Origin of the sequence: Amycolatopsis melonis (assembly GCF_040064235.1) — a bacterium.
Lineage (GTDB): Bacteria > Actinomycetota > Actinomycetes > Mycobacteriales > Pseudonocardiaceae > Amycolatopsis > Amycolatopsis melonis.
In genome coordinates, this window is record NZ_JBDZYD010000007.1 from 423,964 (window position 1) to 439,255 (window position 15,292).

Consider the following 15,292-nt stretch of genomic DNA (forward strand, 5'->3'; position numbering starts at 1 on the left):
GGAGGAATCGGGGATGACCAGCACTGCGACGGCCCCGGGTCCTGTCGCGCCCGCGCCGGGGCCGCCGGACGGCCGGGACCGCGCCGGGGGCCGCAGCGGCCTGCTGGGGTTGCTGGACCTGCCGGGCCAAGGGGTGCGGGCGATCATCCGGTCCGCCGCGACGACACCCGGCCGCCTCACCGTGATCGCCGTCGGGCTGGTGCTGCTCTCGCTCGTCACCGGCCTGGTCGCGACGCTGTCGGTGCAGGACCGCGACGCCACGATCTCCGGCGTCATCGACCACCGCGAGCCGCTCGCCGCCGCCGCGCAGCAGGTCTACCGCTCGCTCTCGGACGCCGACGCGACCGCCGCGAGCGCCTTCCTCTCGATCGGGACCGAGCCGCCGGAACTCCGCCAGCGCTACGAACGGGACATCGCCGAAGCCGGCGCCGCGCTCGCGAAAGCCGCCTCCGACGCCGCGGACGTCGCCGACGCGGCCACCCCGGTCGACGTCCTCAACCAGTCGCTGCCGGTCTACACCGGGCTCGTCGAGACGGCGCGGGCGAACAACCGGCTCGGCTACCCGGTCGGTGCTTCCTACCTGCGCGAGGCGTCCGAGCTGATGCGGGCGAAGATCCTGCCCGCCGCGCAGGACCTCTACCGCGCCGACACCGAGCGGCTGATCGACGAGCAGGACAGCGCCACCGATTTCCCGTGGCTCGCCACGATCCTGGTGGTCGCGCTGCTGGCCGCGCTCGTCGCGGCGCAGGTCTACCTGACCCGGCGCACCAACCGGCTGCTCAACGTCGGGCTCGTCGTCGCGACGGCCGCCGTCGTGCTCTCGCTGCTGTGGGGCGCGGTTGCGCTGATCGTGCAAGGCAGCCTGGTTGCCAGCGGGCAGGACAACGGCTCGCACCGCGTCGACGTGCTGGTCCGCGCGCGCATCGCCGCGCTGCAGGCCCGCGCGGACGAGACGTTGACGCTCGTCGCGCGCGGCGACGGCGGCGCCTACGAACAGGACTTCGGCACCAACGCCGCCCAGCTCGTCGGCCCGGACGGCCAGGGCGGCCTGCTCGGCGAAGCCCGTGGCCTGATCAAGGACGGCGAAGGCGTCGCGAAGGTCGCCGACGCGACGAAGGCCGCGAACGACTGGATGAAGGCCCACCAGGAGGTCCGCGCGCAGGACAAGGCCGGGCAGTACCAGGAAGCCGTCGACTTCGCCGTGCTGGAGGACAAGACCGACGGCTCGGCCCCGGCGTTCCGCCGGCTCGACGACAGCCTCCAGGCGGCCATCGACGTCGGCAGGCAGGAATTCCTCGACGACACCCACAACGGCGACCGCGCGCTGACGCTGCTCGCGCCCGGCCTCGCCGTGCTGGCGATCGTCGCCGCGGCGGGTGTCACCATGGGAATCCGGGAGCGACTGAGGGAGTACCGGTGAGCAGGCGGGGGAACACGGTCCGGGTGGGCGTGCTGGCGCTCGTCGCGCTACTGGCGGCGTCCTGCGGCAGCCCCGGGAAACCGGTCGACCCGGCCCCGGTGAGCAACGCGGCGTGGCCGCAGCCGGCCCACGTCGGCGGCCCGGACACCTCGGCAGGCGGCGGCTCCGACACGAGCTGCAACCCGCTGGCCAGCCTCGCCCCGTCGAACGGGACGTCGATCCCCGACGGCTCGACCATGGCGAAGATCAAGGAACGCGGCAAGCTCATCGCCGGCGTCGACCAGACCACCTACCTGTTCGGCTTCCGCAACCCCACCTCGGGTGACATCGAGGGCTTCGACATCGACATGGTCAACGCCATCGCCCGCGCGATCTTCGGCTCGCCGGAAGGCCGGGTCCAGTTCCGCGCGATCACGTCCGGGCAGCGCGAAGAGGTGCTGAAGAAGCACGAGGTCGACATCGTGGTCCGGACCTACAGCATCACGTGCGCGCGCAAGAAGGAAGTCCAGTTCTCGTCCGTGTACTACGTCGCGGGCCAGCGGCTGCTGGTCACCAAGGAGTCGAAGGCCGGGAAGCTGGCCGACCTGAGCGGCAAGAAGGTGTGCGCGGCGAAGAAGTCGACGTCGGCGGCGAAGATCGCGACGGATCCGGCCAAGCTGGTGCCCGTCTCGGTGGACAACTGGTCGGACTGCCTGGTGATGCTCCAGCAGGGCCAGGTCGACGCGGTTTCGACCGACGACACGATCCTCGCCGGCATGGCCGCGCAGGACCCGACGCTGCAGGTCGTCGGCGACCAGTTCACGCAGGAGAACTACGGCATCGGCGTGCCGAAGGACAACGAGGACATGGTCCGGTACGTCAACGCCGTCCTCGAGAACATCCGCAACAGCGGCGCCTGGCAGGACAGCTACCGGCGCTGGGTGGAACCCCGGCTGGGCCCGGCTTCGCCGCCGTCGCCGCAGTACCAGTGAGCGCCGCGGGACCGGTCCGCAGCGCGCGACTAGGATCGATTCCCGCACGTCGCCGGGGATCTGGGAGGTAGCAGTGTCGGAGGAGCCGCGCCGTCCTCGGCACGCCGCGCCGGACGACGACCAGCAGGTGGCCACGCCCGGGTGGCAGCCGCCGCCACCGGTGCGCTGGGAGACGCCGGAGCCGTCGATTTCCGGCCGCCTCGACGAGGGCGAGCCGTCCCGCGGGGAAGAGACCGTCATCCACGCGCCGGTGAGCCGTCCGCCGACGCCGCCGCGCGGCCAGGCGATCCCCGGCGCGGAGGACCCGACCCGGCCGCCGGGCAGCATGAACCCGGTCGCCCCGCCGGCCCAGGCGGTGCAGCCGACGCAGGCTGGCCGGCAGGAGGCTGGGGCGCCGCAGCCGACGCAGGCTGGCCGCTCGGAAGCCGGGGTACCGCAGCCGACGCAGGCCGTCCGGCCGGAAACCGGGGCACCGCAGCCGACGCAAGCTGGCCGCCCGGAAGCGGGAGCGCCGCAGCCGACTCAGGCGGTCCGGCCGGAAACCGGGGCACCGCAGCCGACGCAAGCTGGCCGCCCGGAAGCGGGGGCGCCACAGCCGACTCAGGCGGTCCGGCAGGAGGCCGCGCCTCAGCCGACGCAGGCTGTCCGGCCTGAGCCGGAAGCGCCGCAGCTGACCAGTGTTCTCGCCGCGCCCGCGCCCGAAACCCAGAGCATCATGCCGCCCGCGCCACGGCCGGACACCGGGCCCGGCACCCTGCCGGACCCGGGCACCGAAAGCGTCCTGCCCGAGCGCACCAGCGAAGGACGGCACACCGGCACCGGGACAGGCACAGGAACCGGCAGCGGCTCGGACTCCCGGGCAGGTGCCTTCCCCGGCACTTCGCGGCGGACGTCGTCGCGGACGTCGCGGTCGCGGCGTGGCAGGCTCGGGGCCGGGCTGGTCGACGTTCCGCCCGTGCCCGCGCGCGATCCCGCGTCCGCCGTGCTGCAGAACCCCGTGGTGTCGGAAGAAAAACGGTACTGCGGCAGCTGCAACGCCAAGGTCGGCCGGGGCAAGGACGGGAAACCCGGCGAGCCCGAAGGGACCTGCGAAAATTGCGGTGCGCCCTTCTCGTTCGTCCCGAAGCTGCAGCCGCACGAGCTGGTCGGCGGCCAGTACGAGGTGCTCGGCGCGCTCGCCTACGGCGGTCTCGGCTGGATCTACCTGGCGCAGGACCACAACGTCAGCGACCGCTGGGTCGTCCTCAAAGGACTGATCGACACCGGGGACGCGACGGCGATGGCGGCCGCGGCCAACGAGCAGCGGTTCCTTGCCGAGGTCGAGCATCCGAACATCGTCAAGATCCACAATTTCGTGCAGCACCCGGACGCGCGCACCGGCACGACCGTCGGCTACATCGTCATGGAATACGTCGGCGGGCAGTCGCTGCGGCAGCTCGCACTGGCACACCACCGGGAAAGCCGCCGTCCGGAGCCGCTGCCGATCGGGCAGGTCATCGCCTACGGGCTGGAAATCCTGCCCGCGCTGGGCTACCTGCACAGCCAGGGCCTGCTCTACTGCGACCTCAAGCCCGACAACGTCATCCAGACCAACGAGCAGCTCAAGCTGATCGACCTCGGCGCGGTCCGCCGGATCGACGACTACGAGAGCCCGCTGTTCTTCACCACCGGCTACAGCGCGCCGGAACTGCCGACGCAGGGCGCGTCCATCGCGTCGGACCTGTTCACCGTCGGGCGCACGCTGGCCGTGCTGAGCTTCGAGTTCACCGGCTACACCACCAAGTACAAGACGACCCTGCCGGGCCCGGACACCGTCCCGCTGTTCGCGCTGTTCGGGTCCTACTACCGGTTCCTGCGGCGCGCGACGCACGCCGACCCGGACCGGCGGTTCCTTTCCGCCGAGGAGATGGCCGACCAGCTCACCGGGGTGCTGCGCGAGATCATGGCGCTCGGCACCGGCAAGCCGCGGCCCGGCGCGTCGACGGTGTTCGGTCCGGAAAGCCGCACGTTCGGCGTGCACCTGGTGGTGCCCGAGGCCGGCGAGAGCGTGCCGCTGCCGGGCGCGGACGAGGTCGTCGCCGGCCTGCCGATCCCGCAGGTCGACACCGACGACCCGGCGGCGGGCGTGCTCGCCACCACCACCGCGCTCGACCCGCGGGGTGCCATCGAGGCACTGGCCGGCGCGCCCCGCGAGTCGATCGAGGTCCGGCTGCGGATCGTGCGGGCCCGGATCGAGCTGGGCGAGCTGGCCGAGGCTCAGCGGCAGCTGCAGGCGGCGCAGTACCTGGCGATCAAGAACGGCTTCCCGCACGACTGGCGGATCGACTGGTACCGCGGCCTGATCGAGCTGGCCGGCGGGCGCTCGCGCGTCGCGCACGTGGCGTTCGAAGCGGTGTACGACGACCTGCCGGGCGAGATCGCGCCGAAGCTCGCGCTCGGCGTCAGCGCCGAAGGCGTCGGAGACTACTTCGCCGCCGCGCGGTTCTACGAGCTGGTCTGGCGGACCGACCGGAACTACGTCAGCGCCGCCTTCGGCCTCGCCCGCGTGTACCTCGCGCAGGGCGCGCGGTCGAGCGCGGTCGAGGTCCTCGAGACCGTGCCGCCGTCGTCGACCCACTACGTCGACGCGCAGGTCGCCGCGATCAAGATCAAGACGACGGCGACCAAGGCCAACGGCCGCGAGACCCCGGTGACCGAGCACGACCTGCTCGACGCGTCGGCCCGGCTCGAACGGCTGCGCCTGGACGCCGAACGCCGGACGCGGCTCACCGCGGGCGTCCTCGAAGCCGCGCACGAGTGGCTCAGTCAGGGCAAGCCGACTCCCGGGGCACGCGTGCTGGGGTGTGCGCTGGAGGAGCGGGAGCTGCGGTTCGGCCTGGAACGCTGTTACCGGGCGCTGGCACGGCTGGCGGGCACGGTCGAAGAGCGCGTCGAGCTGGTCGACCGGGCCAACGCCATCCGCCCGCGCACGCTCACCTGATCAGGGGTTGATCTCCCAGTCGCGCTCGCCGCGCTGCTGCAGGTTCTTCTTGTGCTGCTCGGCGAGCTTCTCCAGCGCCTGGGGATCGCCGTGCGTGCTGAAGTGCTCGAAGCCGACGACGACGAACAGCGCGCGGGCGCTCACCGCGACCGGGCCGTCCTCGGCGTCGAGGTGGCCGTCGGCGCTGACGTAGATCTTCCGGCCCGCGATGCCGTCCAGGCGGGCCTCGATGAACAGCGTCGAGCCGACCGGAACCGGCCGCCGGAAGTCCGTCTCGAGCTTGCCGGTCACCGCCGGGCGGCGCATGAGGTTGCCGACCGCCGAGCCGAGCGCCTCGTCGAACGCGCAGGCCAGCAGCCCGCCGTGGGCGAGGCCCGGCGCGCCCTGGTGGGCGGCGGTGACGGTGAACCGTGAGTGCACGACCTGGCCCTCGCCGACCGTCGAGCGCAGGTGCAGCCCGGCGTCGGCCTCGTCGCCGCAGCCGAAGCACTCGGCGAAGTGCACGCCGAGCTCAGTGCCCGGCGACGGCGCCTTCGGGTGCGGGACCGCCGGCTCCACCGGCACCGGGGGCCACGGCTGAGAAACACGACTCATGCGCTGACGTTAACCGGCCGGTAGGCACCGGTCGCGCCCGGGCTGCGAGGTATGTCCATCGCGCACTTCTCTCGGTAGCCGGAAAGTTCCCGACCGTAGACAATTTCCGGCTCAGACTGCCGACCTGCGGAAGCCGGTTAAGACTGGGCCGATGAGCTCGAACGGCCCGATGGGCACTGCACGGAGGAGGTCGTCGCCGGCATGAGCGAAGCAGCTACGACGGGCAAACCGTCAGTGGACGAGAGAACCGTCAAGCGCGCCGTCTGGGCGTCGGCCATGGGCAACGCCACCGAGTGGTACGACTACGGCGTCTTCACCTCGGGCGCGATCGCGGCCAGCATCGGGACGCTGTTCTTCCCCGGCGAAGGCAACGCCGTCCTCAAGTCGCTGGCGCTGCTGGCGGTCGGGTTCATCGTGCGCCCGTTCGGCGGGGCGTTCTTCGGCCCGCTCGGCGACAAGATCGGCCGCAAGCGGGTGCTCGCCATCACGATCCTGCTGATGTCCGGCTGCACGTTCCTGGTCGGTGTCCTGCCGACGTATTCGGGCGGGTACAGCATGGGCATCGCGGCGCCGATCGCGATCCTGCTGCTGCGGATCATCCAGGGCTTCTCCACCGGTGGCGAGTACGGCGGAGCGGCGACGTTCATCGCCGAGTACTCGCCGACGAAGCGCCGTGGCTTCTTCGGCAGCTTTCTCGAACTCGGCACGCTGGCCGGGTACGTCCTCGGCAACCTCGTGGTGCTGTCGGTGACGCTTTCGCTGTCGCCCGAACAGGTCGACGCCTGGGGCTGGCGGATCCCGTTCTTCGTCGCGCTGCCGCTCGGCCTGATCGGGCTCTACCTGCGGAACAAGCTCGAGGACACCCCCGAGTTCCGCCGGCTGGAAGCGAAGGGCGAGGCACCGCAGAAGGCGCCGCTCAAGGAGATCTTCGTCCGCAACTGGCGGATGATCCTCAACCTGATCGGCATCGTCCTGCTGCTGAACGTCGCGGACTACCTGCTGCTGACCACGATGCCGACGTACTTCACGGACACGCTGAAGATCAACGACAACACCTCGACGTTGATCATCATCGCGGTCGAGGTCATCCAGATGGCGATCATCCTGCCGCTGGGGGCGCTGTCCGACCGGATCGGCCGCAAGCCGCTGCTGCTCACCGCCGCCATCGGGTTCCTGGTGCTGAGCTGGCCGTGTCTCAAGCTGATGCAGTCCGGCAGCATCCTGTGGCTGTTCGTCGGGTTCCTGATCGTGGCGATCCTGCTGGTGTTCATCCTCGCCGTGATCGGCTCGACGTTCCCGGCGATGTTCCCGACGCGCGTGCGCTACGGCTCGTTCGCGATCGGCTACAACATCTCGACGTCGCTGTTCGGCGGTACCGCCGGCGTCGTCGTGACCGCGCTGATCAAGAGCACCGGCAACGAGGACTGGCCGGCGTACTACCTGATGGCGGCGGCGCTGATCGCGATCATCCCGATCATCCGCATCCCGGAGACGGCGCAGGTGCCGATGGAGCAGATCGACACCGAGGGCTCCGGGGGCAAACCCCTCACCGGCGCGTCCGCTCGGCGCTGAGCGGTCCGGAAAGCCGTGTGCCCCGCCCGGATCACCGGGCGGGGCACACGTGCGTCCGGGTCAGTTCGCCTCGTCGCGAGGAGTGAAGCGCTTGCGGGACCAAGCGGCGAGCGCGCCCGCGGCCACGACGGCAATTCCGGTTTCGACGATCAGTGCGGCGAGCACCATGTGCTTCCTCCTCGGGGTCTCGGGCCGGCGGCGAAGCGTCCGGCTGAGCAGGTGTCCGGCGTCCGAGCGGAACGCCACCGGACATATCGCCACAACCTGCGCCGGTATTTCGCCGGAAACCCACCGCGCGCGGTGATCTGCGCCACCGCTAGCGGGACGTGACCACCGTCGGTACGTCGCGAGCGGTGGTTTCGCCGGACCGGGAAGGTATGGACGTGGTCGTCGGCGGACGCTGCGGCCGCGCCGCGGAGGGCGTCGTGGTCCGTTGCGCCCGCGGCGGGGTCCGCTCCGGCTCGACGGCAGGCGGCGCGACCGCCGTCGGCGTCCCCACGTCCGTGGGCGGGGACGTGGCCGCGGGCGAGGACGAGGTGGGGGCGACCGTGGACAGCCCGGGGCCGGCCGGTTCCAGCGGTTCCGGCGGGCCTGCCCGGTGACCGGCCAGGAAACCGGCCACCGCCAGGACGACCGCCGTCGCGGCCGACGTGCCGGCGACGGCGAACCGCTTGCGTCGTCGCCGGACCCGGCCGCCGCGCTCGATCACGTCGGCGGCTTCGAGGCGCATCGGCGGCTGCGGGCCGCCTGCCACGCCGGTCAGGAACGCGCGGACGTCGTCTTCGGGGTCCATGTTCGTCACCTCCTCTCCGTGGTCGCGCTGAAGGTCAGCGCGCCGTAGTGCGGGCCGAGCCGCTTGCGCAGCGTGGCCAGGCCGCGGGAGGCCTGGCTCTTCACCGTGCCGGTGCTGCAGCCGAGCGCCTGCGCCGTCTCCTCGACGCTCAGGTCCTCGAAGTACCGCAGCACCAGCACGGCGCGCTGCTTGGGGGCCAGGACGGCCAGTGCCTGCCGGACCAGCATGTCCTGGTCGCTCGTGGCGTCCTCCGCCGGGAGTTCCGGCGGGGCGTCGGTGAGCCGCTCCCGTTTCCACCTGCTGCGCCGGTGCTCGGCGAGGAACGTGCGCAGGACGACCTTGCGCGCGTAGGCGTCCAGCGCATCGTGCCGCGACAGCCTCGGCCAGGCGAGGTAGAGCTTGAGCAGCGCGGCCTGCGTGAGGTCCTCGGCCTGGTGCCAGTCTCCGCAGAGCAGGAAGGCCGTGGACCGCAGGCTGTGCGCGCGCTCGCCGAAGTACCGGGCGAACTCGCCGTCCCACGGCGAGCCCGGCCCGGTCGACGGACGGGAGCGGGAGATCACCTGGTTACCGGGTCTCCCGCACGGCCGGCAGGTGCAGGTCGCCGGTCGGCCCGGCCGGGACCGCCCGCGGCACGCGCGGAGCCTGCACCGCACGCGGAGCACGCGTCGTGTCGCGCGGGGCGGGGGCGGCCACCGGCGGCCGCTGGTCCGGCCGGACGGTCGTCGCGGTCGGCTCCGCCGGGCGGACGGTCGTCACGGTCGGCGGGGCCGGCTGCGCCTCCGAAGCCAGCGCGATGCCACCGGTCAGGGCGCCACCGGCGAGCACGAGCGCGCCGAGGGTCAGGGCGATGCGGATACGCAAGACAGCTCCTCATTCTCGCGGCGCGGCCGGGAATCGCCGCGCCTCTGCCCTTACTCATGCGGCGGGTGATCATCGGGGTTGCATCGGATTTCCGCGGAAAACACGAACGGCCGGGAAGCCCGCGAGGGACTTCCCGGCCGCCCGGTCTTCGGTGCAGGTCCTCAGCCGGCGAGGGCCGACAGCTTCTGCCAGCTCGCCCAGTCGTACGTCCAGTCGCTGTAGTCGCCGTCCTTGGCGGTCAGGGTCTGCGTGCTGCCGGTGATCTCGACCGGGTCGCCGACGAGCGCGCCGTCGAAGTACTCCTTGGCCCGCGCGGGCGAGAGGTTCAGGCAGCCGTGGGAGATGTTCTTCTTGCCCTGTGCCCAGACCGACGCCGCGAGACCGTGGATGAACTCGCCGTTGTTGGAGATGCGGACCGCCCACGGCACGTTGACGTCCGTGTAGTTGTAGCGCGGGTTGCTCATCGAGTAGGTCGGGTGCTTCGACATGACGACGTGCACGCCGCTGTGGGTGACGCGGCCCGGGTCGGAGTCGAGGCCGTAGCTGACCGGGTAGTCGGCGATCTGCTGGCCGTCGCGGATCACCTGCATCGTGTGCTGCGTGGTGTTGCCCTTGACGATCTGCGAGCGGCCGATGCTGAAGCTGGCCGACAGGTCCTGCTTGCCGTACACGCCGTCGCCGATCTTGACGCCGTAGATCTTGGCGTTGACCTTCACCTGCGTGCCCGGCTTGTAGTACTCCTTCGGCCGCCAGTGCACCGAGGTGTCGTCGCTCGTCCAGCCCCAGGAACCCTCGGTCTTCGGCGTGGTCTCGACCGACAGCGCCTTCTCGACCGACGCCTTGTCGGTGACGCGGCTCGGGAAGGTCACCGCGATCGGCATCGCGATGCCGTACGTCTGGCCGTCCCCGACGTTCAGGCTGGCCGCCATCTGGCGCTTCGGCTTCACCGTGGTGAACGAGCCGCCGATGGGCACGTTCTTGCCGTCGGAGCCCTGCGCCTGGCCCGACCACGTGTAGGTCTTGCCGTAGCCGAGCTGCTCGGTGGTGCTCCAGCTCTTCTTGTCCGCCGACGTCTGGCCCTGGACCTGCTTGCCGTCCGGGTTGGTCAGCGTGACCGACACGATCGTGCCGTCCGCGACCTGGACGCCGACCGGCTCGCCCGGCGGGACGTCCTGGGCGCCTGCGGCAGGCGAGACCGTCAGCTTCGCGGGCTGCGGGGTGGCCGGTGCCGACGTCGGGCCGCCCCCCGAGGTCCCGCTCGCCGAGACCGTCGGCTCGCTGCTGCACGCCCCCAGCGTGAGCACGGCGACCAAGCCCAGAGCCACAGCCGCGCCCCGGCGCCGCGTGGAAATCCTCACCGTCACACCCATTCCCCTTTGCCCCTTTTGGTGCTTCCCCTCTCCGAGACGCCCCGTGGACCTTCGACGTTGAGCAACTATCGAGTGACTAACGTCACACCATGTCGCCGGCGCTTTCACGGAGGGGGCACGGCCGACTCCGAGCCGTATCCGGTGATCACGGTGTCGACGTGCTGCGCAAGACTAGCCCCCGGGTACGACAGAACCGGGCCCGGAGCCCTACGACGTTCCGGTGACCTTGGTGCGCAGAGCCGGTTTTCGCCTCGATCACGGGGTTCAACTTTGGCCAGATCCCGGTAGTCTGCTCTCAGGCCGTCGTTTTGCGTGTTCGTGGCTTCACACTCGCGGAACTTCTGACGCGAGCCATGGAGCCGACGCGCTCTTGACTCGTCTCGTTGGAACCGCCCGGGACGGTCGGGGTGCCGCTTCGGTGGCATTCGAAGCGGATCTGTGTAACGAGGAGTACAGCGGTGGCGCAAGGCACTGTGAAGTGGTTCAACGCGGAGAAGGGCTTCGGCTTCATCGCGCAGGACGGCGGCGAAGGCGACGTGTTCGTGCACTACTCGGAGATCGAGGGCCGCGGCTTCCGCACCCTCGAGGAGAACCAGCGGGTGGAGTTCGAGGTCGGCCAGGGTCAGAAGGGCCCGCAGGCCCAGAAGGTCCGCGCGATCTGAGACAGGCCCTGCGTAACCCAAAGGCCTGAGTAGAGGGGCCCCCGGCATCAGCCGGGGGCCCCTTCTCATGAAGCGAGAAGAAAGCGGGTCAGCGCCGCCCGCCGACCGGCGCATCGAAGGCGTCGGCAGGGAAGTGGAACTCGTCGGTGAGGTCGGAGACCTCGCCGGCGGCATCCTCGGCGGCCTGAACCTGCCGCTGGTCCTGCAGCGAGGAGGCCTGCCCCTCCCAGTTGAGCCGCTCCAGGATCCACTCCTGGGCAAGGGCCTGAGGCGAGATCTGCCGGGCGGCGGCAATGTCCTTGAGCTGCTGGCTGGCCACCAGGCTCATCCGCAGCTGATAGACCTGAGCCTCACCGAACCGCTTGCCGGACCCGGTGCTTTCGAGATCGTTTTCGGGCGCCAGCGCAGCCAGATAGGACGTCAGCTCGGTGTCCTCGACAACATCATCGGCAGGCTTGGCAGCACCACCACGATGACGCCCCGAAGAAGCGGCTTTGAGGTTCGTCCGGCTGCTGAGGCGACCAAGGGAGGGAAGAGGCACGAGGCCACGATAACGGTTAGGTCTCGCCACACAAACCACTGTGAGCCACAACACGCCCCCAACATTCCCCATTCAGCCCAGCAACCACCCATTCAGCCCAACCACAAACAAACGCAACGCAACACCCCCCTAACACACCGAGTCGATCACAACAGCAACCTCAACGAGCACGCGACCACAAAGTGAGGCAAGGGCGCCCAGCGCCCGAAGCCGCCAGCGACATCTCAACGGGCGGGACGGACCAAGACCGAGCTGGAAGCTGCGACGAAGGCACCGTGGGGGGTCCGGGGGGCTCGGCCCCCCGGGCAATACGCCGAAATGAATGGGCCGTAGCGAAGGGCGAAGCCCGAGCAGGCCCAGAAATGGAGGACCCCCGCGCCAGGGGGAGGAACGCGGGGGTCGGAGGGGATCTCCACAGGCGCTGACCGGGGGTGTGTCAGCACTTCGATTGTTGCACGAGTTGGTGGGTTGGGCGAGTGGAGAGCGGGAAATTTCCTCGTCCGGTGTCCCTTCGGACCTGGGGTGACGTTCGTTCGGGTGGCGTTCTTCTCCGTGGTTGCCGATTGCGCTGCGTTGAGCGGAGCGTGGTGTGAGGTTCACTCTCCGGGGGGCTGTGTGTGGCGGCCGGTGCTGGTTAGCCTCGCGGCCAAGCTGTTGTGAGCCGTATGGAGGGGCTATGAGCGGGTCTGTTGAAGTGCGGCAGTTCCTCCTTCGGTACGAAGGTGCCGATGGGGGGAGTGCTCCGTTTGCCGGGGCGTTGCCGGCGCAGCGAAGCGGGGCTGCCGATGCGCAGCGGGTGTCGGATGATCAGGTCCGGCGGGCGCGGCTGGCGGTGGCGCATGGGGCGTTGGGGGTCGAGGACTGTGTTCAGTTGCTGGAGATGCTGGGCCTGAATCTGGACGAGGACGGTCAGGCGCCGGTTCAGCGGTGAGGCCGGTGGGTCCGGCGGCCGGGTGGGGCCGCCGGGCTTTTCCGGTGATGTTCTTGCTGGTCGTGCGGGTTTCCCGGAAGTAATTGACGAGCCGTGGACCGGTGGTTGACGCGGGTTTTGTAACAGTGTTACGGTCGTGGTGTCGAAAGGGGACCGACATGACGACTGTCGAAGACGTGGCGGGGCTGGCGAACCGGATCCGGCCGGTGGTGCAGGTGCTGGGCGGCCGGTTCATGACGTCGCCGGAGCTGGCCGAGGTCGAGGCGGAGGCCGGGCTGCCGCCGCGTTCGCTGTACGTGCGGGGGCGCTCCGCGGTGCTCGGTGACGTCCCGCCGAAGGTGGCGGCGGAGCTGTTCGGCATCTTCCCGCACCGGCTGTTCGACTTCGTCCTGCCGTCGGCGACCGCGGCCCTCGACGCGCCCTCGGCCGTTCGCGCCTACGCGGAGTCATCGGCTCGGTGGTCGCGCGTCAACCTTTCGGCCGTACCGGAGCCCGGCCGTCTGGCCGACCTGCTCTTCCGCGTGGTCGACGCCGCGGACGCCAGCGGACTGGCGTTGTTCGCCGGCTGGAAGTACGCCGAGCGGCCCACAGGGGACGTCGAGCGCCTCGGCTTCGCGCTGATGGTCTTCCGCGAGCTTCGCGGCGGCCTGCACTTCGCGGCACTGCGGGCGCTGGGCCTGTCGGTGCCGGAGGCGGTGGTCGCGGACCCGGAGGGCGGCCGCGCGCGCCTGCTGCGCACGGCGTGGCCGGAGGACGCGGCGGACGAGCTGATCGCGGCGGCGGAGCGCAAGCCGGACCTGCGCGACCGGTGGCGCCGGGCCGAGTCGCTCACCGACGAGCGGATCGGCGAACTGCTGGCGTCGGCGCTGTCGGAGGACGAGCGCGCCGAACTCGATCGCCGCCTGGCGGATCTGGCGACGTTTGCGCAGGTCCCGGCCTCGCCGGGCGCTTAAGGAACCCCCCGTGTAAACCGGTGGAGGCGTGCCCTATGCTTGTAATCGCTCCCAGGGGGACCTGAGAGCGCGGTCCGAAAACCGGCCGGGCTCCCATCGTTCAGCGGCCTAGGACTCCGCCCTTTCAAGGCGGCAACGCGGGTTCGAATCCCGTTGGGAGTACGCAGTACAGTAGTAAAACGCAAGGCCCTGTGGCGCAGTTGGTTAGCGCGTCGCCCTGTCACGGCGAAGGTCGCGGGTTCGAGTCCCGTCAGGGTCGCAAGATCGTTCGGCTCCTAGCCGGCGTTCCCGGCCAGGTAGCTCAGTTGGTACGAGCGTCCGCCTGAAAAGCGGAAGGTCGCCGGTTCGACCCCGGCCCTGGCCACACCACCTACCTGTGAACCAAGCCTCCAGCCTTCGGGTTGGAGGCTTGATTCGTCTCCAGGGGGTTGTGATGCAGGTGACGATCGCCGACTACGACCCGGCGTGGCCGCGGATGGCGGCCGAGGCGATCGCGGAACTGGCCGGCGCCCTTCCGGACGTCTTCGTGGCCATCGAGCACATCGGCTCGACCGCGGTACCGGGCCTGGCCGCGAAGCCGGTGATCGACCTCATGGCCGCGGTCGAGGACCTCGAAGCCGCCGAGCGGCGCGAGGACGTCCTCGCCGGACTCGGTTTCGCCCGGCACCACAACGGGATGACCGATCGCCTGCTGTACGTCCGCCGTCGCGGCGGGGTCCGCACGCACATCCTGCACGTCGTCACGCTCGCGAGCTGGCCGACGCGCAACCAGCGGATCCTGCGCGACCACCTGCGCCGCCATCCCGGCGACGCCGCCCGCTACGCCCGGCTCAAGCGGGCCGTCGTCGCGGCCGGGGTCGGTCCAGGGCAGTACGCGTCGGCCAAGACGGAGCTGGTCCAGGAACTGACCGACCGGGCTCGCCGGGGCCGGGGCCTGCCGCCGGTTCCGGTCTGGGAGAAGGGAAATGTCGGGGGTGCCGGGCATGCTGCCCGGGTGACCCGAAACATCTGGGACGCCGAGGCGGCCACCTTCGACGAGCAGCCCGACCACGGCCTGCGGGATCCGCACGTCCGCGCGGCCTGGGCGGATCTCCTCCTGCCACTGCTGCCGCCCGCGCCGGCGGCCGTGGCCGATCTCGGGTGCGGGACCGGCAGCCTCTCGCTCCTGCTCGCCGAGGCGGGGTACGACGTCTGCGGCGTCGATCTCTCGGAACGGATGCTCGACGAGGCCCGCCGGAAGACCGCCGCCTTCGGGGCCGAGCTGCGGCAGGGCGATGCTGCCGATCCGCCGTGTGCCGACCACGCCTACGACGTCGTCCTCGTGCGGCACGTGCTGTGGGCCCTGCCCGATCCGGCCGCCGCCGTCGGGCGGTGGGTCCGGTTGCTCGCGCCCGGGGGACGGCTCGTTCTCGTCGAGGGCAGGTGGTCCACCGGGGCCGGGCTCACCGCCGCCGAATGCGTGGACGTCGTGCGGGCCCACCGGAAGGAGGCGGCCGTCCGGCAGCTGACCGATCCCGCCCTGTGGGGTGCCGAGATCGACGACGAGCGGTACGTCGTCGTCAGCCGGAGCTGACTGGGCCGGACGAGTGAACCGCGGGCTCCCGTGTCCGGAGGGGAGATCCCGCTCCGACCCACCGGCGAAAG

The 15,292-nt window shown here is 70.8% G+C and carries 14 protein-coding genes and 3 tRNA genes; 11 read left to right on the forward strand and 6 right to left on the reverse strand.

The window, feature by feature from the left end; translation table 11 throughout:
- Positions 1 to 13 precede the first annotated feature (13 nt).
- From ABJI51_RS21410 to ABJI51_RS21420, 3 genes are all read left to right on the forward strand, one after another.
- Positions 14 to 1,420, forward strand: a complete 1,407-nt coding sequence (locus ABJI51_RS21410) for a hypothetical protein (RefSeq protein ID WP_348952972.1) — start codon at positions 14 to 16, stop codon at positions 1,418 to 1,420.
- Entirely contained in the window at positions 1,417 to 2,391 is a 975-nt protein-coding gene (locus tag ABJI51_RS21415; RefSeq protein ID WP_348952973.1) for a glutamate ABC transporter substrate-binding protein, read from the forward strand. Before ABJI51_RS21410 ends, ABJI51_RS21415 begins: the two co-directional genes overlap by 4 nt.
- Before the next feature lie 73 nt (positions 2,392 to 2,464).
- On the forward strand, positions 2,465 to 5,371 hold the full coding sequence (locus tag ABJI51_RS21420) for a serine/threonine-protein kinase (RefSeq protein ID WP_348952974.1): 2,907 nt from the start codon (positions 2,465 to 2,467) through the stop codon (positions 5,369 to 5,371).
- Here ABJI51_RS21420 and ABJI51_RS21425 read toward each other — a convergent pair whose 3' ends face one another.
- Positions 5,372 to 5,965 carry a PaaI family thioesterase gene (locus ABJI51_RS21425; protein WP_348952975.1) on the reverse strand — a complete coding sequence of 198 codons (594 nt, stop codon included), beginning with the start codon at positions 5,963 to 5,965 and terminating at the stop codon, positions 5,372 to 5,374.
- Between the two features lie 234 nt (positions 5,966 to 6,199).
- Between ABJI51_RS21425 and ABJI51_RS21430 the strand changes: the two genes are divergently transcribed.
- On the forward strand, positions 6,200 to 7,537 hold the full coding sequence (locus ABJI51_RS21430) for an MFS transporter (RefSeq protein ID WP_348952976.1): 1,338 nt from the start codon (positions 6,200 to 6,202) through the stop codon (positions 7,535 to 7,537).
- Between the two features lie 316 nt (positions 7,538 to 7,853).
- Here ABJI51_RS21430 and ABJI51_RS21435 read toward each other — a convergent pair whose 3' ends face one another.
- The 4 genes from ABJI51_RS21435 to ABJI51_RS21450 all read right to left on the reverse strand — a co-directional run bounded on the left by ABJI51_RS21435 (position 7,854) and on the right by ABJI51_RS21450 (position 10,561).
- Positions 7,854 to 8,330 carry a hypothetical protein gene (locus ABJI51_RS21435; protein WP_348952977.1) on the reverse strand — a complete coding sequence of 159 codons (477 nt, stop codon included), beginning with the start codon at positions 8,328 to 8,330 and terminating at the stop codon, positions 7,854 to 7,856.
- A 5-nt stretch (positions 8,331 to 8,335) separates the two neighbouring features.
- A complete protein-coding gene (locus ABJI51_RS21440; RefSeq protein ID WP_431605649.1) occupies positions 8,336 to 8,887 on the reverse strand; it encodes a SigE family RNA polymerase sigma factor in 552 nt (183 codons plus the stop codon).
- Positions 8,888 to 8,894: 7 nt separating this feature from the next.
- A complete protein-coding gene (locus ABJI51_RS21445) occupies positions 8,895 to 9,191 on the reverse strand; it encodes a hypothetical protein (RefSeq protein WP_348952981.1) in 297 nt (98 codons plus the stop codon).
- A 161-nt stretch (positions 9,192 to 9,352) separates the two neighbouring features.
- Positions 9,353 to 10,561 carry a L,D-transpeptidase gene (locus ABJI51_RS21450; RefSeq protein ID WP_348952982.1) on the reverse strand — a complete coding sequence of 403 codons (1,209 nt, stop codon included), beginning with the start codon at positions 10,559 to 10,561 and terminating at the stop codon, positions 9,353 to 9,355.
- Between the two features lie 458 nt (positions 10,562 to 11,019).
- Between ABJI51_RS21450 and ABJI51_RS21455 the strand changes: the two genes are divergently transcribed.
- Positions 11,020 to 11,223 (forward strand): cold-shock protein, encoded by a 204-nt coding sequence (locus ABJI51_RS21455; protein WP_003097368.1) that lies wholly within the window; start codon positions 11,020 to 11,022, stop codon positions 11,221 to 11,223.
- 88 nt (positions 11,224 to 11,311) lie between these two features.
- Here ABJI51_RS21455 and ABJI51_RS21460 read toward each other — a convergent pair whose 3' ends face one another.
- Entirely contained in the window at positions 11,312 to 11,764 is a 453-nt protein-coding gene (locus tag ABJI51_RS21460) for a hypothetical protein (protein ID WP_348952983.1), read from the reverse strand.
- Positions 11,765 to 12,440: 676 nt separating this feature from the next.
- On the opposite strand from ABJI51_RS21460, the gene ABJI51_RS21465 reads away from it, so the two are divergent.
- From ABJI51_RS21465 to ABJI51_RS21490, 6 genes are all read left to right on the forward strand, one after another.
- Entirely contained in the window at positions 12,441 to 12,695 is a 255-nt protein-coding gene (locus ABJI51_RS21465) for a hypothetical protein (RefSeq protein WP_003097372.1), read from the forward strand.
- Between the two features lie 158 nt (positions 12,696 to 12,853).
- Complete coding sequence (locus tag ABJI51_RS21470) at positions 12,854 to 13,648, forward strand: SCO6745 family protein (RefSeq protein WP_348952984.1); 795 nt, start codon at positions 12,854 to 12,856, stop codon at positions 13,646 to 13,648.
- A gap of 89 nt (positions 13,649 to 13,737) precedes the next feature.
- Positions 13,738 to 13,810, forward strand: a tRNA-Glu gene (locus tag ABJI51_RS21475).
- A gap of 23 nt (positions 13,811 to 13,833) precedes the next feature.
- Positions 13,834 to 13,907: transfer RNA gene (locus tag ABJI51_RS21480), tRNA-Asp, on the forward strand.
- 31 nt (positions 13,908 to 13,938) lie between these two features.
- A tRNA-Phe gene (locus tag ABJI51_RS21485) sits at positions 13,939 to 14,012 on the forward strand.
- A 69-nt stretch (positions 14,013 to 14,081) separates the two neighbouring features.
- The gene (locus ABJI51_RS21490) at positions 14,082 to 15,221 is read left to right on the forward strand and encodes a GrpB family protein (protein WP_348952985.1); all 1,140 of its coding nucleotides are present in this window, start codon (positions 14,082 to 14,084) and stop codon (positions 15,219 to 15,221) included.
- Positions 15,222 to 15,292: the final 71 nt, after the last annotated feature.

Bases quoted from the DNA above. Each gene is read 5' to 3' on its own strand.
- ABJI51_RS21410 (WP_348952972.1), top strand. From the start codon at position 14: ATGACCAGCACTGCGACGGCCCCGGGTCCTGTCGCGCCCGCGCCGGGG.
- ABJI51_RS21425 (WP_348952975.1), bottom strand. From the start codon at position 5,965: ATGAGTCGTGTTTCTCAGCCGTGGCCCCCGGTGCCGGTGGAGCCGGCG.
- ABJI51_RS21435 (WP_348952977.1), bottom strand. From the start codon at position 8,330: ATGGACCCCGAAGACGACGTCCGCGCGTTCCTGACCGGCGTGGCAGGC.
- ABJI51_RS21450 (WP_348952982.1), bottom strand. From the start codon at position 10,561: ATGGGTGTGACGGTGAGGATTTCCACGCGGCGCCGGGGCGCGGCTGTG.
- ABJI51_RS21465 (WP_003097372.1), top strand. From the start codon at position 12,441: ATGAGCGGGTCTGTTGAAGTGCGGCAGTTCCTCCTTCGGTACGAAGGT.
- ABJI51_RS21470 (WP_348952984.1), top strand. From the start codon at position 12,854: ATGACGACTGTCGAAGACGTGGCGGGGCTGGCGAACCGGATCCGGCCG.
- ABJI51_RS21490 (WP_348952985.1), top strand. From the start codon at position 14,082: ATGCAGGTGACGATCGCCGACTACGACCCGGCGTGGCCGCGGATGGCG.